Source organism: Tenacibaculum profundicola (genome assembly GCF_057220795.1).
On the sequence record NZ_CM170137.1, the window covers coordinates 4,390,478 to 4,410,563 of the forward strand.

The following is a 20,086-nucleotide window of genomic DNA, read 5'->3' on the forward strand; positions in this document are numbered from 1 at the left end:
TTTAAAAAAAATCTAATGAAATTACATAAAATATTACTGTCGATAACCGTAGTAGTCGGAATGAATAATGTTTATAGTCAGAATAAAAGACTAGCGGATAGGTATTTTGAAGAATTTTCATATGTTAAAGCTGCTGAGTTATACCAAGCTTTGGTGGAACAAAAGGGTGATAGCTCTAAAAAGGTATTGAGTCGTTTGGCAGATTCGTATTATAATAACGCTAATATAGAAGAAGCCTTGGTATGGTATGAATTATTAGTAAATAAATATAATAATGAAATTTCTGATAAATACCTATTTAGGTATGCGCAAGTACTAAGAGGTAATGGAAATTATAAAAAGTCTGATTCTGTTTTTTTAGGAATTACTAAAAAAGGGAATATAGATAATGAGGAAATTATAGAAAGTGATATTACTTACTTACTTGATGACAGTTCTGAAAAAAATAAAGAAAGAATCGGAGTAAGAAACCTTGCTATTAACACAATTTTCTCTGATTATGGTGGCTTTATATTAAATGGGAATGTATATTTTGCCTCGGCTTCACCTAAAAATTATAAGAAACAAAAGCTTTACAAATGGAATAATCAACCGTTTTTAAATATTTATAAAGCGAAAGAAAGAATTGAAACAGTTGAAGGCAGTGAAAAAGATACTGTGTTAACGCTTTATGATAAGAAGTTATTGCATCATCCTATAACTACAGAATATCATGAAGGGAAACCTGTATTTACTAAAGATGGTAAAACTATTTATTTTACAAGAAATAACTTTGATGGAAAGAGAGTAAATAAAGATAAAAGAAGATCTGTAAATTTAAAAATTTATAGTGCTTCTTTAGTAAACGGTATGTGGATTAATGTTACTGAGTTACCTTTTAACAGTGATAACTATTCTACAGGGCATCCAGCCTTAAGTCCCGATGAAAAAACACTTTATTTTGTTTCTGATATGCCAGGAGGGTTTGGCGCATCTGATATATATAAGGTAGAAATTGAACAAAATAGAACATATGGAAATCCTATTAATTTAGGAGAGAATATTAATACTGAATATAGTGAGAAATTCCCTTTTGTTGGAGCCGACAATACTTTGTATTTTTCTTCAGATGGACACCTAGGTTTGGGATTGTTGGATATATTTCAAGCAAAAATAAGGGAAAACTCAACCTATTCGAAAGTTAAAAATTTAGGGACACCATTTAATAGTAAAAGAGATGATTTTGCTTTTTACATAGATGATGGAGGTAAGAAGGGCTTTTTTTCATCGAATAGGGAAAATGGTAAGGGAGATGATGATATTTATAGCTATTATATGTATAAGGATGTTTGTGAAAAGCAAATTTCCGGAACTGTTAGAGATTCTAAGTTTGGTGAGACGATTTCTGATGCCATTTTAAAACTAGTTGATAAAGAAGGTATAGTAATTCAAGAAACTGTTACTGATACTACTGGGAATTATATATTTAATAAGGTTCCATGTGACTTAAACTTCGTTGTTAAGGGGAGTAAATTTGATTATAGACCAGATCAAAAATCAGGTGATACCGCTGACATGTCTGTAGAACAATTAAAAATAAATCTCAATTTGACCCCGCTCATTATTGGAAATCAAATTGTAGTTAACCCTATATATTTCGATTTTAATGATTATCATATTCGAACTGATGCGGAGTACGAATTAGAGAATATCGTTATGGTGATGAAAAATCATCCTAAGATTATAATTAAAATCGAATCTCATACCGATAGTAGGGGGAAAGATGCCTACAATAAAATGTTATCTGATAAAAGGGCAAGGGCTACTAGAGATTATATTATCAGTAGAGGAATAGATGCAAATAGAATAGAAAGTGCAAAAGGATATGGAGAGGAACGATTATTAAATGATTGTACCAACAGAAATAGGAATAAGTGCACGGAAGAAGAACACCAGGTAAATAGACGTTCTTACTTTTATATAGTTAAAGGTAGAGAACATATTGAAACGAAGCAAAAAGCACAAAAAATTAAGGTATATAGAAGGCTTAAGAGACGTAATAATTATCTAAAGTATTTAAAAAGAAACGTTAAACAGGAGAAGGAGAGTGATAATAGTGAAAATCGTCATGAAAATAAATGTAGCAAAGATAAAAACTGTGAGGAAAAAGACGACATATTTAATATGATTAATAGAATGTAGCTCTATAAAATTAAAAACTCCGAAAATCATTTCGGAGTTTTTAGAAATAAATATTTTAGCTTCTAACCAAAGCCATACATGGATAAAGCTCAGGTTTATTGGCTGTAAATTCATTAAGCCAAATTGTTAGTTCGTCAATTTCATGAGGAAGTAATCTGTTCAATGCTTTTTTTAATTCCTTATAGAACAAATCAGAGTTAAAACTTACTTTCTTAAGTATAGTTTTAGTATAATCGTACATAGCTCTTGCCATACCGGGGGAATTTGATTTATAGTTTATAGACGTAAGTTACAAAAAAAAATGAGCCCCTAATGTTAAAATTCCGTAAAAAAAAAACCAGTCTAATGAACCAGTCATGGTCGGAAGAAATTCCGGCCATTTTTTTTAAGTTTCAAAATGGTCTAAATTTCCTTCTCAGTCTACAACAATCATTGCTATAGCTAAATTTCTGAGTTCCATTTTAAATCTTCTTTTAGCAGTTTTATAACCTATTTGGTTTGCTTTTTTATAGGTTAAAATTAACATGGCTACGATTAGAGTCATATATAGCATAACTTCTATTCCATTTTTATTCAATGAGACCAGATGACTTACATTGAGTTCTTGTTTTATAAAACGAAAAAACACCTCAATATCCCATCGTCTTCGATAGGCTTGTGCTATTTGTTTAGCCGATAAATCAAAATCATTGGTAATAAACCAAAAGTCCTTAGGGTCTTCTGTTTTTGTTTTCGCTACAATTAAACGAAAAGGAGTTTCTACTAATTCTTCTCTATAATGTGCATTTCCTTTTTTGTTATGGATTGGTTTTCCTGTGTAAAGTTGTACTTTACTATCTTTGATAAGGGTTAATTCTCCTAAATCTAAATCTTGAGCTTGCTTAACTAAAGATTGTAGTTCTACATGTTTTCGGTTTCTTTTGCTCTAACAATAATAGTAACAGCCTCATTAGTAAATGAGTTCATTGTTCTTGTAGACTGAAGCCCTCTATCAATAACATAGATGTTTTGATGATGTGTTTCTTGCTTTACATGATTGCGTATAGCCTTGGATAAAGCCATATCTTCACTAGCATACTTCGCCTTGGTAAACACCTCTGAATGACAAGGTAATAAACCATCAAAAGCCATACTGTATTTAACAGATTTCTTCCCATTTTTATGATCAATACCTTTTAATAGTTTGGCAGAAGCCTCACTAACCATAGAACTATCTACATGTATTAAATGATGTTTTTCCTTATCCTTGTTAGGGTAGGCATCGTGAAATTGCTGGTAAACACATTGGTATATTTGACGGAAGTAATCAGAATCGATTTTAGATAACCTTTCTGAGATAGAACTTCGTCTTATAGTTTCGGATTTGTCTAAATCAAAAAGCGTTTTAAACAGAAAATCATTAAAAGTATCTTCTAAAGTACGCTGACTTAGCTTTTCATTCTCTAAAATACCATAGAGTAGCAAATAAAACATTTTTTTCCATGAAGAACCTTTGCATAATAATCGACTTTGGTAGTTATCGATAATTTGGATAATAGTGCCTCTGGAATAACGCCTAATAATTGACTTACTGAAATTTTGTGATCTTTAAATACTGACATAATAAATTGATTATCAGATATTAAGATACGGAAATTACATCACAAAAACAAGGTAATCCATTGATAGTCAAATAATTAAACCAATGTTTTATGCTCTATAAAACAAAAAAAGTCGGAAGAAAAATCTTCCGACCATGACTGGTCTAATGAACTGGTTTTTTAATTATAAATTATTTACTTTTTCAATTAACTCTTTACCTTTTGATTCCAGTTCAATACTAATTGATTTAAAATGATTTCTTTTATTCTCAACATTTTTAGCATGGACCTTATCTAGCAAAGCATCAAATATTGATATCGCTTCATCAATAATAGCTTCAGACTTATTGGTATCTTCCTTTGGATTTAATAACTCCCAAACATAGCATTCCTCAATAATATCACCTAAGGTATAATTAATGTCTTTTTTTAAATTTTTTATACTTGCCATAATTATATTTTTGTGCAAAAATAGTTGTTTTATTTTTATTATTGGATGTTATAAAATATTTAGTATGTCTGTTATTTTAGTAATTGAATGATAATCCTTAGAATTGTGGGGATTATTGACTTCTTCGTATTGCCAAGTAGTATGAAATGGCACATGAATTGCTTGAGCACCAATATTTAACAAAGGTAAAATATCAGATTTTAATGAATTACCAATCATTAAAAACTGATCTGGCGTTATATCTAAGCGATTGATTAGTTTTTCATAATCAGTTTCTTTTTTTTCACTCATCACTTCTATATGATGAAAGTATTTTAAAATACCAGATTTAGCTAATTTTTTTTCTTGATCGAGTAAATCTCCTTTAGTTGCAATAATTAATTTATATTTTTCTTTTAGAGCCTCAAGAGCTGTTACCACCCCATCTAAAATTATGATCGGTTTTTCTAACATATCTTTGCCTAGATTTAAAATGTCATTGATGATATGTTGCGGTAAATTGTTGTTCGATAATTCCAATGCACATTCAATCATCGATAGGATAAAGCCCTTTACACCGTAGCCGTATAAAGGTAAGTTTGTTATTTCTTTTTTGTAAAGCTCTTGATGTATTTTATTTTCAGTTTCATAGGAAGACAACATTGAAGCAAATTTATTTTCAGCTTCCCGGAAGTAGGTTTCATTAACCCATAAAGTGTCATCTGCATCGAAAGCAATGATTTTTATTTTATTTTTTTTCATCATTATTGGTTCAAAAGAATTCTTGCTTTTTCTAAATCTTCAAGAGTATCAATACCTATACTTTCAATAGTAGTTTCAATCATTTTTATTTTTTTCCCTGATTCCAAATATCTAATGCATTCAATTTTTTCTGCACTTTCTAGTGGAGTCATTGGAGTGTTATAAAAATCTAACAGAGCAGACTTTCTAAAAGCATACACTCCTTTATGTTTGTAGTAGATTGCCTTTTGGTCTTGATCTCTTTGATATGGTATTGGACTTCTTGAGAAATACAATGCAAAGTTGTTGGAATCAGTAATTACCTTAACATTATTAGGATTGTCAATTTCAGTTTGATCTGTTAAAGCAACTTTCAGAGAAGCTAAATCGATCAGTTTATCATGGTCTATACTGAAAACATTTATAAGTTTTTGTAATGAAATAGTATCAATAAATGGTTCATCTCCTTGAACGTTTACAACAATATCTGCGGCGATATGTTCTACAGCTTCAGCAATTCTATCTGAACCACATAAATGATTTTTTCTACTCATTATAACTTTACCATTCATAGCTGCTATTGCTTGTTCAATAACTCTAGAATCCGTAACCACATATACTTCATCAAATAGTTTTGAGTTAAGGGCGGCTTCATAAGTTCTGGCTATTACAGGTTTACCAACTAAATCCTGCATTAACTTACCTGGGAATCGTGAAGCATTATACCTTGCCGGAATCATTGCAATAATCTTCATATGTTATAATTGTATTATCTATTAATGAAAAATCAAATATAGCTATATCTGAACAAAATTAGTTTACTTAATATATGAAACTAAAAGGTATAAAAAAAACCAAAGAATTTAATTTCTTTGGTTTTTTAAATTTACTTGTTAAAATAATTACTAAGTTGAATTAGTCATTATTTAATTTGAAATTAATAGGTATTGTATATTGTACGTTAGAAGTTTTACCATTATGCTTACCTGGTATAAAGTCAGCTAATTTTGAAACCATTCTTTTTGCTTCTAATTCTAAAAGATTTCCATTTTTAGGTCCTCTTGTTTTAACATTTCGTACTTTACCTTCTTTATTAATAACGAAAGTAACCCATACTTTTCCTTCAATATTATTTCTAGAGGCATATTCAGGATAATTAAAATTTCTTTGAATATGACTAATCATTCTCTGGTTAAAACAATTTAATTTCTCGAAATCAGGTGCTTTTGAGCAAGCTCTAAATTGTGGGATAGACTGAACTTTGTTAAATTTAACAATATCAGTAATAACCTCTTCTTTAGATTTTGTTATCACTTTCTTTGGAGTTACTTTTCTAACAACTCTCTTTGGAGCAACATATTTCTTTGTTGTATTTTTTTTCGAACCAGGTATTTTAAAGTTAATAGGGATACCATATTTTACCTTCACTTTTTTACCGTGATGTTTTCCAGCGATAAACTTTGGTAATTTGTTTACCAACCTTCTGGCTTCTTTTTCTAATAATTCACCACCTTTTGGTCCTCTTAAGCGGATGCCTTCAACATCTCCCGTTTCATTAATCGTAAACTGAACTAATACTCTTCCCTCAATACCACTGTCCATGGCTTCTTTAGGGTAGTTGAAATTTCTTATGATATGTTTTGACATTTGTTCTTCAAAACATTTAGCTTGTTTAATTATAGGTTGGCTTTGACATTTTGAGAAAAGAGGTATCTCTTCTACAATATTAAAAGGAATTTTTTCCAAAGTAGCACCAGCATCTTCTAGTTCTAACTTTCCAACTAACAATGTAGTTTTTTTGACATCTGCTATTTGATGAGAATCATTTCTCAAAGTAGAAACAGCGGATTTATTTTTACGGACAACACGTCTTCTTGTAGTAACCTCGATAGAAACTTGTTTCTTAACAGAACCATCTGCTTCTTTTACTTCTTCTACAGCACATTTTGTTATACTGTTTGGATCAGCTATACCCTCCTCCGGTGTTTCACAATGCTCTTGAGCTATTGTTATAGAAGAGAATAATACGGCGATAATTAACAAGGGTAATCTCATCACAATCGGGAATCTCATCATAATCTTGCTTAATTTAGGGGTTAATAATGTAAATCAACTTTGTAAACGTAATAAAACAAATTTTAAAATCAAAAAAAAAATCAATAAAAATTTTATGTTAACGTTTTTATTCATCTTTTAATCTTATGCTTTGTTTGGTGCTTGTACAAAGATTCAGACGCGAATGTACGAAAAAAATGATAGATAAAACAATTATTTGATTAAAAACAAGGTAGTTAAGTTCTGTAAGTCACTGTTGTTTACATAATGTTTCTATCACTTTAAGTATTAAATGCTTATAAATCCAATGTATTTAAAGGTTATTTATATTTTGACCATTTTCAACAAAAGTCGTTTTTACACGTATACATATTGCATAAAATGAGCGTATTCGTATTTAATGTTTTATTTTTAATTAAAGTAAATTTTAGTTGTTACCCTTGTTTTTAGTTGATTTATTATCTTTTAGTTGTAAATTTAACAATCCCATCGAAAGTATGCAGATGTTAAGTTTTTAATTACTAAATTTCGTTTTTGTGATACTATGTTATATAGCACAGATAAGCATTTTTTTACAAAAGAACACACGCAAAGAATTAAACGTAAATACCAGTAATAGTTAAATTTACTGTAAATGAAAATGAGTGTATTTTTCTTAATATTGAAATAGAAAGGGAGAATAGGACGCTTTATTACTGTAAATTCAAATGGTAAATTGTATAAATACCTTAAATGGTTGTTAACTAGTTTATATGTGTTAATTAATCAGATGTTAAGTTAATAGGAAAGACGTAAGTGACATTAACAGGTAACCCATTTACTTTACCTGGATGAATATTAGGAAGTTTTGATAATAATTTTTGAATCTCTTTTTTTAAATTAAGGCTTTTTTTAGAACTTATTACATCAAATGTTCCAATGGTTCCATTGATGGTAATATCAAATTTTATAATTACTTTACCACGTATATCATCCTCAATAATAGTTTCAGGGTCAAAGTTTTTTGCAAAATGCTTTTGTATTTTATGTTTAAAACATTTGATGTTTTCTGTTTTTGTAGAATGTTGACAAGTGGGGAATATTGGAGTTTCATCAACTAATTCGAATAGTATTGTTTTAACATTGAGATTCTTACTGTTAAAATTGTTTGCTGTGCTAGACAAAGTACTATTTATTCGACTATTGGCATTTAAACTTGTATTTAGCTGTTTCGGATTTGTTTTGAAACGGTTTGTAATTCGTTTTCTTGAAAATTGTGAATTTCGTATAACGGTTCTTTTCGTCTTCTTGATAGCTTCTTCTTCAACTATTTCACATTTGCTTATTGAAATAGTATTTGGATCAATTATTTCTTTATTAGGAGCATCACATGTTTCTTGACAAAAAAATGGATTCGTAACTAAAAATAGAAGTAGGGAAAAATAAAAAATTGATTTCATAATATTGTAGGGCTTACTTAACACTGTAAATTTCTTTTTTTTTAACCTAAACCTTCTTAAGATAACATCATAAATCCATTAACTAAAGTTTCTTATAATGTTAACAACGTTAATTAAGTATTATTATGAACAAAAAAACTCCCATTATTTGGGAGTTTTATATAAATTCAAAGCGTTAAGTTATTTGACATTCATCAACTCAACATCAAAGATCAATGTGGCATTTGGTGGTATTACACCGCCAGCACCATTCTCTCCGTAGGCGAGATTTGAAGGAATAACTAAGCGCGCTTTGTCTCCAGTTTGTAGTAATTGGATACCTTCATCCCAACCAGGGATCACCTGACCAACCCCAATAGCAAAATCTATAGGTTGTTTACGTTTGTACGAAGAGTCAAATACAGTGCCATCTAATAATTGGCCTTTATAATGAACTGAAACAGTGTTACCTTTTTCAGCTTTTTTACCATTCCCTTTTTGTAACACTTTATAGCGTAAACCACTTGGAGTTTCATCATAACCAGCAGCAACTTCGTCTAATATTTTTTTCATACGATTTTTTTCTTCAGCTTCACGTTTTTCTCTCTGACCTTCAAAAACTCTAAAAGCTTCTACAGCATTGAAACTTTCTGCTTCTTCTCCTACACGAATTATTGCTACTTGCATTTCATCACCTTCTTCAACGGCATCAACAATATCCTGTCCTTCTATTACATTTCCAAAAACGGTATGTTTACCATCTAACCATGGTGTAGCTACATGGGTAATAAAGAATTGTGATCCATTGGTGCCTGGACCAGCATTAGCCATCGATAATTTCCCAGGAGTATCGTGTTTTAATTCAGGGTGTATTTCATCATCGAATTTATAACCTGGATTCCCCGATCCTGTTCCAAGAGGACACCCTCCTTGAATCATAAAGTCGGTTATAACTCTATGGAACTTTAACCCATTGTAATATGGTGTTCCTTGAGGTTTTGCAGAGTTTTCTAAATTACCTTCAGCTAAAGCAACAAAGTTACCAACAGTTCCAGGCGTTTTTTGATATTCTAAGTTCACTAAAATCTCTCCTTTTGGAGTAGTGAATTTTGCGTAAATTCCGTTATTCATTTGTTTTATTTTAAATCTATTTTATATTATTTTGACGTGGATAAACTAGCAAAATTAAAGTTAAATCCAATATTAATATTAGTTGAGTTTACATTACCGAATGGAGCATATAATTTACCACCTGAGGCAGTAATTGCAAAATGATCACTGATGTTATAATTCAAACCAGCAGTTGGTCTAACAATAATTCCTTCCTTAGTGTCAACTCCAGCACCTCCAGCCGCACCTCCAGTTAAATCAATAAACAAATTTAGTTTTTCCTTAAAAAAATTGTTAGTTCTAAATCCTACACCAACCAAACCATGTGCATATCCACCTGATCTACCGTCATAGGCAAAACCAGCTTCTCCTATTATATATATATATTGAGATAAATCATAGTTAATTTGTAAAGCTAATAATTGTAAATCTACGGAAAGAATTCCTTTTGTGTCATCAGTCTTGGCGACTCTGAAATAAGATTGATTTTCCATACTAAATGATATGCCTTTACTTTTAAAAAGCTCCGTGTTTTCTATTGAAGATGATTGTGTGCCTCCGTTTAAGCTAAGGTATTTGATTCCAAATCCAAATGTATATGCCTCCAAGTCACCAGCTAAAGCTCTGTAATAACCACCATGGCTACTTAATGTTAGATTGTTGGTTATTTTTAAATCAATTCCGGCAGATGGATACATCATTAAACCACCTTCTGGTGCAACTCGACCACCGGCTGCTCCGATACCTAATTTCGTAAAAGCATTGATGTATTTAGATTGATAGGGGTGAAAACCAGCCCCAAAAAACAAATCCATAAAACCTGCTCGTAACCCTTTATAGATAGCATCAGTGTGCGCAAATATAAAAATATTTTCATTCAGGTATTTCTGGTATTCAAATCCAACGACATATAAAGTTTCTGTCAAAGCTGAACCGTTATCTTTTTTTGAATTTCCAATAGGAATAAAAAAGTCAAAACGAACTTGCTGTGCATTTTTCGTTACTGGATGTTTCCAGAAGTTATCAGTATGAAGGTTGGTAGTCATAAAATCTTTATGGGCATTTTTGTAATCGGTAAATCTTAAAATGCTTGGGATTTCGATGAAAAATGAGACCGAATTACTTTTTATTTCTCCAGAATAGAAGTTCACATGACTATATTGAACCCCAAAAGAATACTTGTTTTTTTTATAGTGTAACCCGATATTAGGGTTGATAAAACCGCCATCATTCACCAAGTAACGGTATCCGCCGCCACCACCAAAATGAAGGTTGGCATCTACAAACAAATGGTCATATACTTGTTTTCTAAGCCCTAGTTCTATTCCGAGAGTAAAAAGACCTCCTTGATCACCTGTAACAGCTGCATGCATAGCTGCTCCTCCATACAACCAGTTATTTAAAGGGATTTGATAATGCAAGCCTATCATTCCCATAGTTGGTTTTAAGTTAGTGAACTTTTTATAGGGCATTTCAACAGGAATAAAATTCAATCGAACGCTATTTTTTAACTCTCTACCTTCTAAAGTAGTAAGGTTTTCTTGTGAAAAAGATATAGAAATAAAGGTCAAAAAGTAAATCAAAAAGAAATAATGCCCTGTACCATAAAGTAGTTTTTTCAGACATGAAAAGACTGTTATATTGGTTTTAAATATGTTATTACTTTTGTTTTTCATTACAGAAAAATAAAGGATGTTTATACGTTATTCAAATTCACTAGTAAAATGTAATTTAACCGTAGGGTATTTATTCTGTGTCATTTGAATGGTAAATTCAGAGTCAGCCAAGAATACTAGACGATCCTGTTTGTCTTTAGCTAAATAACGTTGTTTGACACGCTTAAACTCTTTGAATTCTTCATTTTTTTCATCTTCTGGCTGCACCCAACAAGCTTTATGAACAGCAATGTTTTCATAGGTACATTTAGCCCCGTATTCATGTTCTAAACGATATTGAATTACTTCATATTGAAGTGCTCCAACAGTACCAATAATTCTACGCCCGTTCATTTCAAGAACAAATAATTGCGCAACACCTTCGTCCATTAATTGATCAAGCCCTTTATATAATTGTTTGGCTTTCATAGGATCGGCGTTATTTACATATCGGAAATGTTCTGGAGAAAAACTTGGAACTCCTTTAAAATTCATTTGTTCTCCTTCAGTTAACGTATCACCTATTTTAAAATTACCAGTATCGTGTAAACCAACAATATCACCAGGGAATGATTCTTCAACAATCTGTTTTTTTTCTGCGAAAAAAGCATTAGGACTAGAAAATTTTATTTTTTTCCCAAGACGAACATGGAGGTAAGGCGTATTTCTTTTAAACGACCCTGATACAATCTTTACAAAGGCTAAACGATCTCTATGTTTTGGATCCATATTAGCATGAATCTTAAATACAAATCCGGATAATTTGTTTTCTTTTGAGTCTACTAATCGTGTATCTGACATTTTCGGTTGTGGATTAGGAGCGATATCAATAAAACAATCAAGTAACTCTTTCACACCGAAATTATTCAAAGCAGAACCAAAAAACACAGGTTGTTGATCGCCAGCAATATAAGCGTCTTGATCAAAATCAGGATATACTTCATATACCAATTCTAATTCTTCACGCAAGGTGTTAGCAGCATTCTCACCAACAATTTCATCTAGTTCTGGGTTACTAATATCGTCGAATTCAATACCTTCTGAAATAGTCTGTTTATTATCTCCAGAAAAGATATTTAATTTTTTCTCCCAGACATTGTATATTCCCTTGAAATCATATCCCATTCCAATAGGAAAACTCAAAGGAGTAACCTTTAAACCAAGCTTTTGTTCTACCTCATCGAGTAGGTCAAATGCATCTTTACCTTCACGATCGAGCTTATTAATAAAAACGATCATGGGTATTTTACGCATTCTACAAACCTTAACTAATTTTTCTGTTTGTTCCTCAACTCCTTTTGCCACGTCAATAACAACAATCACGCTATCTACAGCAGTGAGAGTTCTAAAGGTGTCTTCTGCAAAATCCTTATGCCCTGGAGTATCTAGAATATTTATTTTTCGGTCTTTATAAATGAACGCTAATACAGAAGTAGCAACAGAAATACCTCTTTGACGTTCAATTTCCATAAAATCAGAAGTAGCACCTTTTTTTATTTTATTATTTTTAACGGCTCCTGCTTCTTGAATAGCCCCTCCAAATAACAATAATTTTTCAGTTAACGTTGTTTTTCCAGCATCTGGATGCGATATAATCCCAAACGTACGTCTTTTTCCAATTTCTTCTAAAAAACTCATCTATAAAATTTAAGGATGCAAAGTTAGTCTTTTAAAAGAGTATGAACAATACTGAAACTTATTTTCTATGATTCGTGTTTTATACTTGTAAAGTAAAGTGTTTTTTAGAAAATTTTAACCTGCCTTATCGTTTATTCCTGTTTGTTGCTTTAGAGAAATACTTAAAATCATTTTACAAGAATAACTTACTTGCAAAGAAAAATTTCACATATGCATTTGTCCACAAATAGTTCATTGATTTTTCAATCAGAATTATGTTTTGGTGAAATTGAAATAACAGCAGTGGTTTTGGGGTAAGATTCTTCTCTTAGCATTGCTAAAGTGCTGTATTTGGAGTTTTTTTATAGCGTTCTGATATTTAAACAGAAGTGTTTTTTCCTATTTGTCAGAATTTGAAACTATTAAAAGATTATTAATTAGCTCGTAAAGATATTAACTGTAAATTCTATTTTGTAAGTTTGTTTCCGTAAAACTGATCCATGAAAGAATACGTTATTTTAGTTGATGAGCAGGACAATCCTATTGGGTTAATGGAAAAAATGGAAGCACATGAAAAAGCTTTGTTGCATAGAGCTTTTTCAGTATTTGTTTTTAATAAGAAAGGTGAGCTTTTGTTGCAACAAAGAGCAAAACATAAATATCATTCGCCTTTATTATGGACTAATACTTGTTGTTCACATCAGCGTGAAGGGGAAACAAATTTAGAAGCGGGTAAACGCAGGCTTCAAGAAGAAATGGGGTTTGTATGTGAGCTAGAGGAGGTTTTTAATTTTATTTATAAAGCTCCATTTGATAATGGCCTTACTGAACATGAGCTAGATCATGTTATGGTAGGTAGATATGAAGATGATCCTCGAATAAATCTAGAAGAAGTTGAGGCTTATAGATGGATGCCATTGGTAGCCGTGAAAAATGACATAGAAAATCAACCTGCTATGTATACAGAATGGTTTAAGATAATATTTAAAGAGTCTTACCAGGAGATTTCAAAATTTATATAAGATGCCGAGAGTAACAGTACATAGAAAAGCTCATTTTAATGCTGCTCATAGATTGTTCAATTCAAGCTGGACAGATGAAAAAAATTTCGAGATTTTTGGTAAGTGTAGTAACCCCAATTATCATGGCCATAATTATGAATTAATTGTTTCTTTAACAGGTGAGGTAGATATAGAAACCGGGTATGTATACGACTTAGGGAAGTTAAAAGAATTGATAAAAACTGAGATAGAGGATGTTTTTGATCATAAAAACTTAAATCTTGAAGTTGAAGAATTTAAAACGTTAAACCCTTCCGTAGAAAATATAGCCATTGCTATTTATAATAGACTCAGAAGTGTAATTGAGGAAGAATACGAGATTCAAATTACCTTATACGAAACACCTAGGAATTTTGTTACATATCCTGTAAGTTAATTTTTTTAACCATTACAAACACTAAATAAAAACATTAATGATCATCAATCAACCTTTTTTGAAATTTACGCCAATATTAAAGCAAAAAATATGGGGAGGTGAAAAATTAATGAATATATTAAATAAAGAATCGATTAAAACGAATATCGGTGAAAGTTGGGAGATTTCTGATGTGGAAGGGGATACGTCTATAGTTTCGAATGGTTACTTGAAGGGCATAGACTTAAAGGAGTTGATTCTGACCTATAAAGAAAATTTGGTCGGAAAAAAGATCTATGAACAATTTAATAACAAGTTTCCATTATTAATTAAATTTATTGATGCGAAAGAAGCGTTGAGTATTCAATTGCACCCCCATGATGATTTAGCTAGAAAAAGGCATAACTCATTTGGTAAAACAGAAATGTGGTATGTTATGGAAGCTGATGATGAGGCAAGTTTAATTGTTGGATTTAAAGAAAATACTAATAAAAAAGAATATTTACATCACCTCAATAATAAAACACTTACCGAAATTTTGAATATCGACCAAGTAAAAAAAGGAGATGTGTATTTTATTCCAACGGGAAGAATTCATGCCATAGGAGCTGGTGTTTTATTGGCAGAAATTCAACAAACGTCTGATGTAACTTACAGGGTTTATGATTGGGATAGACAAGATGAAGAGGGGAATTATAGAGAGTTACACACAGAAGAAGCGATTGAGGCCATTGATTATGAAGCACGGGAAAATTATCAGGTGAATTACAACACTAAACTAAATGAAACATCAGAAATAGTATCGTGCCCTTATTTTACAACCAATGTTTTACGAATACATGGTGATGTCCGTGTAAATCGCCGTGAAGTGGATTGTTTTGTGATTTATATGTGTGTAGAAGGAAAAGTAAATTTCACCTATAAAGACTATAGAGAAAGCCTAGAACAAGGACAAACGCTCTTAGTACCTGCAAATTTTAAAGAATTTAGTATCAATTCATTCACAGAATCTAAATTACTAGAAGTTTCTGTTCCAGAAAACAAAGACTAGTTCTTCTTTTTATTTCGTAGTTTTCTTAATATTTTCCTGTTGAAATCGTGTTCGGCTAGTTCAAAAGCCAGTGTTTGTTTGTAGGATAAAAATGTAGAAACTTTATCAAAAAAAACATTTTTTAATTCGATCTTTTTCTGAGTGATATGTTTAATTTGTACAAGTATCTCTTTTGCTTCATCCTCTGTTAATTCTTCTGTCCCTCCTTTTTGGGAAATACGTTTTCTTACGTTTGAATGCATTTCTCTATGAAGTTGTTTTATGTTTTTACTATAATCATTGTAAACAGGCCAAAATTTTTGGGCTTCATTTTCAGATAAACTCATTTTTTCTGAGATATAAGCCACTTTATATGCTCGTATTTTGTCTTTTTTATCATTTTCTTGAGCTCCTAAAAAAGAACTTGTAAGCAGGAAGACGAAGGTTATAAGTAATGTATGCTTTTTCATATTATTGAATTTCGTTTATAATGGAAGTATCTTCTATAGTGTTTAAATACTCTTCTAAATTATCATTGCTTAGAATAACCGATGTTAGCACGTCATCTTCAAAATTAATGTCAGCATCGTAAATAGCCAATGAAAACTCTTCATTGTCGACATCTATATATCCATCTTCATACCAATTCTCTATATCTGCTAAGGTTATCGTACTAAAGTCTAAGGTTTCGTTATTACTGTTTATATAAGTGTAATAACCCAAAAATAGAAGAATACATGCGGCAGCGATTGTGGGTGCCAATTGTAATATTTTTTGATATAAAGAAATAACTTTTGTGTCGGAGATATTGTCAGTCTTGATTTTACCTAAGAGGTTTTCTTCAAAAGAATCAAAATAGTCATTTGGTGTTTTAAAAGGGGTACGGTTATCTGTAACGGCTTCATTGACAATTATAAAATTATCTTCCAACTCTTCAAAATAATCACTAGGTACCGTAAAACCATGTTTTTTACCAGTTTTCTGGGTAATGTAATCAATGCTATTTTTTATTTCGGTATTCATAATAGTATGACTAATTATATGTCAAAAGGTTTAATTGTAATGTTTTATGAATAATTGTATTTTCTTTACTGCATGGTGATAAGATGCTTTAAGGCCGCCCACTGTAACTTCAAGTATCTCAGAAATTTCACTGTATTTCATATTGTCAAAATACTTCATGTTAAAAATTAACTGTTGCTGTTGTGGAAGTGTCGCTATTGCTTTTTGGAGTATTAAGTGGATCTCATCACCATTAAACCAATAATCACTCTCCAAATTGGAAGTAAGCTGCTGTTGGTAATCGGAAATATCAACACTTTTTTCTTTTGCTTTTTTATTTATATAGGTTATGGCTTCGTTTGTGGCTATTCGATACATCCAAGAATATATTTTACTATCACCTTTAAATGAACTTATGTTTTTAAATACTTTTATGAATGTATTTTGTAGTACATCATTAGTGTCATCATGTAAAAGCACAATCTTTCTAATATGCCAATATAGCCTTTCTTTATATTCAGCTATAAGCTTTTTAAACGCAACCTCTCTTGTGCTGGGGTTTTGTAGTTGAGTAATTAATGCATTATCTTCTGTCAACTAATTTAAATTTGGCTTTTAGACTATAAATTTATAAAAAGGTTTAACACTAAAAGAAACATAGTTTTTTTACGTGAAAAACCAAATAGACGCTTATCCTTAATGATTTTAGAGACTCCTTTGGGTAACATCTCTCCCCAACCATTTTCGTCATCTTTGATCATTTTCAGTACTTTACGTGAGAAAATATGTAAAATTTCAGGATTGAATCCTTTTATGTCAACAAGTTTACCATTTAATTTAAAGAACTTATATAATTCTTTAACACGAGGATGGACTTTTAGGTTTTGACTTGTGATATATTCTCCAGACTCCTCTTCTTTATAAGGGTACATGTACACCTTTAAATCACGATAAAAAAGTTTACCAAAGGCTTCAAGTATTCCTCCACTTAAATCTCGATAGTATTTTTCATCAAAAATTTGTATTAAATTATTAACACCCATAGCCAAAGCCATGCGTTCTTTGGTAAACTCACTAAAGTACTCTACTAATTTAAAGTACTCTTGGTAATTAGTGATCATTACATTTTGGCCTAAGGAACATAATAATTCAGCTCTATCTAAAAAGTCACGTTCATTTATTTTTCCTTCAGCTTTAAGATTACTCAAAGTTATTTCAAAAATAATTTGTGTTCTTTCGGGGTTAACTTTCTTTTCTGCCATAAACAGTTCTTTAGACTTTTCAAACATATCCATGTTAACCTTGGTAACAGGCCTAAAACTACCTCTTAAAGCTAAAATATTACGTTTATAAAGTACTTGCGCTGGTAAAAGGTTGTTACCGTCAGCATCGAACATTACCGCGTTTGTCATGTCGTTTTTGACTAGCTGTAAGCTCATTAAACGGTTGTCAACATACATAAATCTTGGTCCCGAAAAGTTAATCATATCAATTTCTAAACGATCTTTATCAATATTATCGTAAAAAGATTTCAATAATTCCTTAGGATTGTCATTCAGGTAAAATGCACCATAAACTAAGTTTACACCTAAAATACCTAAAGTTTCTTGCTGTTGTCTAGCGTCGGTTTCTTTAAAACGTAAATGAAGTACTATTTCATTATAATCTTCTAATGGGTCTAGCTGAAAACGTATTCCAACCCATCCATGACCTTTAAATTTTTTTGTAAAATTTATAGTAGCAACAGTATTAGCGTAGCTAAAGAAAAGTTTATCTGGATGCTTTTGACGATCAAGGCGCTCCTCAATTAAATCCATTTCATGCTTTAGCATTTTTTTTAAGCGAAGCTCTGTAACGTACCTACTATCATTCTCTACACCATAAATGGCATCAGAAAAATCTTTGTCATAAGCACTCATTGCTTTAGCAATTGTTCCAGAAGCACCACCAGCTCTAAAAAAATTACGAACCGTTTCTTGACCAGCTCCTATTTCAGCAAAGGTACCGTAAATGTTTGCGTTCAAATTTACTTTTAACGCTTTAGATTTAATTGTGGGTACTGAGTCAATTTTTTGATCTCCTTTTAACGTAATTGCCATTTTCTCGTTTTTTGTTACGTAATACAAATGTACTGAAAATAGAAACTATGAGTCAATTTTTATCGTATTTTTGTGATAAGCATGAGAAAAAAAAATCAACTAAAAATAACCTTCCTTGGCACTGGTACATCTACAGGAGTACCAATGATTGGGAGTAAGCATCCGGTGTCCTTTTCAAATGATTTAAAAGATAAGAGGTTGAGATCTTCCATTATGATTTCTTGGGGAAATGTGAATTATGTTATTGATTGCGGACCTGATTTTCGTCAACAAATGATAAGAGAAAATGTTGAGTCGATTAATGGTATATTGTTCACGCATGAACATTCTGATCATATTGCTGGTTTTGATGATATAAGACCTTATAGCTTTCAAATGGGGAAAGTACCCATTTATTTAACTCAGCGGGTACTAAGAGCATTAGAGAAAAGATATGAATATGTTTTTGAAACCATTAATAAGTATCCGAGTGCGCCTAATGTAGAACCAAATATAATTTCTGAAAATAATACGATTACACTTGATGGCTTGGAAGTAGTTCCCATAGAAGTTTTTCATGGGGAACTTCCTATTTTAGGATATAGGTTTGAAAATGTGGCTTATATGACTGATATCAAAACCATTTCAGAGAAAGAAAAGCAAAAGCTTGCTAATTTAGATGTGTTGATAATCACTGGATTACGCAAAGAACCACATGCTACCCATTTTAATATTGATGAAGCGTTGAGTTTTGTTGATGAAATAAAGCCGAATAAGACGTATTTAACCCATATTAGTGAACTGCTGGGGTTTCATGCAGAGGTAGAAAATGAGTTGCCATCTAATGTGTTTTTAGCGTATGACGGATTGAGTTTTTATTCGTAGTGATATAGATTTTGATGATAGGGAAATAGGATAAAATGAATAGAATTTGTCTATTTATTTAGATAAGATTTATACTTTTAAGTACCAAAATATAATAATCATAAATTAATGAAAATAATAATATCACCAGCCAAGTCATTAGATTTTGAAAATAAGGCGACAACAGAGATGCATACGCAACCAAGGTTCATAGAAGAATCTGTTAAAATTAATAAAAAACTAAAGACGATGTCTAAAAATAAGTTGGCTGAGCTTATGAAGATATCTGAAGATTTATCAGTTTTAAATTATGAAAGAAATCAGTTGTGGGAGGTGCCTTTTAGTCCTGAAAACGCAAAGCAAGCTGTGTATGCTTTTACAGGCGAAGTTTTTAGAGGGTTGGATGTTACTTCGTTGCCAGAAGATAAGATAGTTGTTCTACAAGACAAACTACGGATATTATCAGGTTTATATGGGGTGTTAAAACCTTTAGATTTAATTCAGCCCTATAGGTTAGAAATGGGGACCAAACTAAAGGTTGGGGTAACAGAAAATTTGTATAAGTTTTGGGGTACTAAATTGGCAGAGTCATTGAATAGTGAGTTGGATGATAACGAATTATTAGTCAATTTAGCGAGTTCAGAATATTTTAGGGCAGTTCCGAAAAAGGCGCTAAAAGTAAGTATGATAACGCCGGTTTTTAAAGACTTTAAAAATGGTCAATATAAAACCGTGATGACTTATGCAAAAAGAGCAAGAGGATTGATGGTTCGATACATCATTGACAACCAAATTGAAACAATGGACGATTTGAAATCTTTTAATGTTGATGGTTACGGGTTTTCGGACGAAATGTCATCTACAAATGAATTAGTTTTTACTAGGTAAATGAAAAGGAGAATAAGAACT

Annotated in this window: 21 protein-coding genes and 1 pseudogene; 6 read left to right on the forward strand and 16 right to left on the reverse strand. The window is 31.3% G+C overall.

All coding sequences use genetic code 11. The features are described from left to right. Nucleotides 1–15: 15 nt before the first annotated feature. Nucleotides 16–2,181, forward strand: a complete 2,166-nt coding sequence (locus tag AC2TDS_RS17955) for an OmpA family protein (protein WP_484736952.1) — start codon at nt 16–18, stop codon at nt 2,179–2,181. A gap of 55 nt (nt 2,182–2,236) precedes the next feature. Here the strand turns inward: AC2TDS_RS17955 and AC2TDS_RS17960 are convergent, their stop codons facing one another. The 12 genes and pseudogenes from AC2TDS_RS17960 to AC2TDS_RS18015 form a co-directional block, all read right to left on the reverse strand. After that, nucleotides 2,237–2,434 (reverse strand): hypothetical protein, encoded by a 198-nt coding sequence (locus AC2TDS_RS17960; protein ID WP_484736953.1) that lies wholly within the window; start codon nt 2,432–2,434, stop codon nt 2,237–2,239. Between the two features lie 162 nt (nt 2,435–2,596). Continuing rightward, a complete protein-coding gene (locus AC2TDS_RS17965; protein WP_484736954.1) occupies nt 2,597–2,725 on the reverse strand; it encodes a hypothetical protein in 129 nt (42 codons plus the stop codon). A 36-nt stretch (nt 2,726–2,761) separates the two neighbouring features. Beyond that, nucleotides 2,762–3,025, reverse strand: a pseudogene (locus AC2TDS_RS17970) (transposase); the annotation flags it as partial. Nucleotides 3,026–3,081: 56 nt separating this feature from the next. Further along, nucleotides 3,082–3,654, reverse strand: coding sequence for a hypothetical protein (locus tag AC2TDS_RS17975; protein ID WP_484736955.1), 573 nt, complete (start codon nt 3,652–3,654; stop codon nt 3,082–3,084). Nucleotides 3,655–3,945: 291 nt separating this feature from the next. Further along, nucleotides 3,946–4,212 (reverse strand): hypothetical protein, encoded by a 267-nt coding sequence (locus AC2TDS_RS17980; protein ID WP_484736956.1) that lies wholly within the window; start codon nt 4,210–4,212, stop codon nt 3,946–3,948. A gap of 48 nt (nt 4,213–4,260) precedes the next feature. Then, on the reverse strand, nt 4,261–4,953 hold the full coding sequence (locus tag AC2TDS_RS17985) for an HAD family hydrolase (RefSeq protein WP_484736957.1): 693 nt from the start codon (nt 4,951–4,953) through the stop codon (nt 4,261–4,263). A gap of 2 nt (nt 4,954–4,955) precedes the next feature. After that, entirely contained in the window at nt 4,956–5,687 is a 732-nt protein-coding gene (gene kdsB / locus AC2TDS_RS17990; protein WP_484736958.1) for a 3-deoxy-manno-octulosonate cytidylyltransferase, read from the reverse strand. A gap of 160 nt (nt 5,688–5,847) precedes the next feature. Further along, complete coding sequence (locus AC2TDS_RS17995) at nt 5,848–7,008, reverse strand: energy transducer TonB (RefSeq protein ID WP_484736959.1); 1,161 nt, start codon at nt 7,006–7,008, stop codon at nt 5,848–5,850. A 740-nt stretch (nt 7,009–7,748) separates the two neighbouring features. Further along, on the reverse strand, nt 7,749–8,426 hold the full coding sequence (locus AC2TDS_RS18000; RefSeq protein WP_484736960.1) for an energy transducer TonB: 678 nt from the start codon (nt 8,424–8,426) through the stop codon (nt 7,749–7,751). Between the two features lie 180 nt (nt 8,427–8,606). Continuing rightward, the gene (locus tag AC2TDS_RS18005; protein WP_484736961.1) at nt 8,607–9,536 is read right to left on the reverse strand and encodes a peptidylprolyl isomerase; all 930 of its coding nucleotides are present in this window, start codon (nt 9,534–9,536) and stop codon (nt 8,607–8,609) included. A gap of 26 nt (nt 9,537–9,562) precedes the next feature. After that, nucleotides 9,563–11,191, reverse strand: coding sequence for a hypothetical protein (locus AC2TDS_RS18010; protein ID WP_484736962.1), 1,629 nt, complete (start codon nt 11,189–11,191; stop codon nt 9,563–9,565). Between the two features lie 27 nt (nt 11,192–11,218). After that, the gene (locus AC2TDS_RS18015) at nt 11,219–12,808 is read right to left on the reverse strand and encodes a peptide chain release factor 3 (protein WP_484736963.1); all 1,590 of its coding nucleotides are present in this window, start codon (nt 12,806–12,808) and stop codon (nt 11,219–11,221) included. Between the two features lie 479 nt (nt 12,809–13,287). Between AC2TDS_RS18015 and idi the strand changes: the two genes are divergently transcribed. Genes idi through AC2TDS_RS18030 form a run of 3 tightly spaced genes read left to right on the forward strand, consistent with a single transcriptional unit; the run spans nt 13,288 to nt 15,254 of the window. Further along, nucleotides 13,288–13,809: an isopentenyl-diphosphate Delta-isomerase gene (idi, locus tag AC2TDS_RS18020; RefSeq protein WP_484736964.1), complete on the forward strand. Its 522-nt coding sequence runs from the start codon at nt 13,288–13,290 to the stop codon at nt 13,807–13,809. A gap of 1 nt (nt 13,810) precedes the next feature. Continuing rightward, nucleotides 13,811–14,224, forward strand: a complete 414-nt coding sequence (locus AC2TDS_RS18025; RefSeq protein ID WP_484736965.1) for a 6-pyruvoyl trahydropterin synthase family protein — start codon at nt 13,811–13,813, stop codon at nt 14,222–14,224. Between the two features lie 37 nt (nt 14,225–14,261). Then, complete coding sequence (locus tag AC2TDS_RS18030) at nt 14,262–15,254, forward strand: type I phosphomannose isomerase catalytic subunit (protein WP_484736966.1); 993 nt, start codon at nt 14,262–14,264, stop codon at nt 15,252–15,254. Here the strand turns inward: AC2TDS_RS18030 and AC2TDS_RS18035 are convergent. Genes AC2TDS_RS18035 through AC2TDS_RS18050 form a run of 4 tightly spaced genes read right to left on the reverse strand, consistent with a single transcriptional unit; the run spans nt 15,251 to nt 18,334 of the window. Next, entirely contained in the window at nt 15,251–15,703 is a 453-nt protein-coding gene (locus AC2TDS_RS18035) for a hypothetical protein (protein WP_484736967.1), read from the reverse strand. The two genes, AC2TDS_RS18030 and AC2TDS_RS18035, sit on opposite strands and share 4 nt — an antisense overlap. A gap of 1 nt (nt 15,704) precedes the next feature. Beyond that, on the reverse strand, nt 15,705–16,256 hold the full coding sequence (locus AC2TDS_RS18040; protein ID WP_484736968.1) for a hypothetical protein: 552 nt from the start codon (nt 16,254–16,256) through the stop codon (nt 15,705–15,707). 30 nt (nt 16,257–16,286) lie between these two features. Further along, entirely contained in the window at nt 16,287–16,832 is a 546-nt protein-coding gene (locus AC2TDS_RS18045) for an RNA polymerase sigma factor (protein ID WP_484736969.1), read from the reverse strand. Between the two features lie 23 nt (nt 16,833–16,855). Then, nucleotides 16,856–18,334: a TonB-dependent receptor gene (locus tag AC2TDS_RS18050; protein WP_484736970.1), complete on the reverse strand. Its 1,479-nt coding sequence runs from the start codon at nt 18,332–18,334 to the stop codon at nt 16,856–16,858. A gap of 81 nt (nt 18,335–18,415) precedes the next feature. Here AC2TDS_RS18050 and AC2TDS_RS18055 point away from each other — a divergent pair, with 81 nt between their 5' ends. Next, nucleotides 18,416–19,198, forward strand: coding sequence for an MBL fold metallo-hydrolase (locus AC2TDS_RS18055; RefSeq protein ID WP_484736971.1), 783 nt, complete (start codon nt 18,416–18,418; stop codon nt 19,196–19,198). Nucleotides 19,199–19,306: 108 nt separating this feature from the next. After that, nucleotides 19,307–20,065, forward strand: a complete 759-nt coding sequence (yaaA, locus tag AC2TDS_RS18060; protein WP_484736972.1) for a peroxide stress protein YaaA — start codon at nt 19,307–19,309, stop codon at nt 20,063–20,065. Nucleotides 20,066–20,086 lie beyond the last annotated feature (21 nt).

Excerpts from the sequence above, each read along its gene's own strand:
- AC2TDS_RS17955 (WP_484736952.1), top strand. The coding sequence starts at position 16 with ATGAAATTACATAAAATATTACTGTCGATAACCGTAGTAGTCGGAATG.
- AC2TDS_RS17960 (WP_484736953.1), bottom strand. The coding sequence starts at position 2,434 with ATGGCAAGAGCTATGTACGATTATACTAAAACTATACTTAAGAAAGTA.
- AC2TDS_RS17965 (WP_484736954.1), bottom strand. The coding sequence starts at position 2,725 with ATGACTCTAATCGTAGCCATGTTAATTTTAACCTATAAAAAAGCAAAC.
- AC2TDS_RS17975 (WP_484736955.1), bottom strand. The coding sequence starts at position 3,654 with ATGTTTTATTTGCTACTCTATGGTATTTTAGAGAATGAAAAGCTAAGT.
- AC2TDS_RS17980 (WP_484736956.1), bottom strand. The coding sequence starts at position 4,212 with ATGGCAAGTATAAAAAATTTAAAAAAAGACATTAATTATACCTTAGGT.
- AC2TDS_RS17985 (WP_484736957.1), bottom strand. The coding sequence starts at position 4,953 with ATGAAAAAAAATAAAATAAAAATCATTGCTTTCGATGCAGATGACACT.
- kdsB (WP_484736958.1), bottom strand. The coding sequence starts at position 5,687 with ATGAAGATTATTGCAATGATTCCGGCAAGGTATAATGCTTCACGATTC.
- AC2TDS_RS17995 (WP_484736959.1), bottom strand. The coding sequence starts at position 7,008 with ATGATGAGATTCCCGATTGTGATGAGATTACCCTTGTTAATTATCGCC.
- AC2TDS_RS18000 (WP_484736960.1), bottom strand. The coding sequence starts at position 8,426 with ATGAAATCAATTTTTTATTTTTCCCTACTTCTATTTTTAGTTACGAAT.
- AC2TDS_RS18005 (WP_484736961.1), bottom strand. The coding sequence starts at position 9,536 with ATGAATAACGGAATTTACGCAAAATTCACTACTCCAAAAGGAGAGATT.
- AC2TDS_RS18010 (WP_484736962.1), bottom strand. The coding sequence starts at position 11,191 with ATGAAAAACAAAAGTAATAACATATTTAAAACCAATATAACAGTCTTT.
- AC2TDS_RS18015 (WP_484736963.1), bottom strand. The coding sequence starts at position 12,808 with ATGAGTTTTTTAGAAGAAATTGGAAAAAGACGTACGTTTGGGATTATA.
- idi (WP_484736964.1), top strand. The coding sequence starts at position 13,288 with ATGAAAGAATACGTTATTTTAGTTGATGAGCAGGACAATCCTATTGGG.
- AC2TDS_RS18025 (WP_484736965.1), top strand. The coding sequence starts at position 13,811 with ATGCCGAGAGTAACAGTACATAGAAAAGCTCATTTTAATGCTGCTCAT.
- AC2TDS_RS18030 (WP_484736966.1), top strand. The coding sequence starts at position 14,262 with ATGATCATCAATCAACCTTTTTTGAAATTTACGCCAATATTAAAGCAA.
- AC2TDS_RS18035 (WP_484736967.1), bottom strand. The coding sequence starts at position 15,703 with ATGAAAAAGCATACATTACTTATAACCTTCGTCTTCCTGCTTACAAGT.
- AC2TDS_RS18040 (WP_484736968.1), bottom strand. The coding sequence starts at position 16,256 with ATGAATACCGAAATAAAAAATAGCATTGATTACATTACCCAGAAAACT.
- AC2TDS_RS18050 (WP_484736970.1), bottom strand. The coding sequence starts at position 18,334 with ATGGCAATTACGTTAAAAGGAGATCAAAAAATTGACTCAGTACCCACA.
- AC2TDS_RS18055 (WP_484736971.1), top strand. The coding sequence starts at position 18,416 with ATGAGAAAAAAAAATCAACTAAAAATAACCTTCCTTGGCACTGGTACA.
- yaaA (WP_484736972.1), top strand. The coding sequence starts at position 19,307 with ATGAAAATAATAATATCACCAGCCAAGTCATTAGATTTTGAAAATAAG.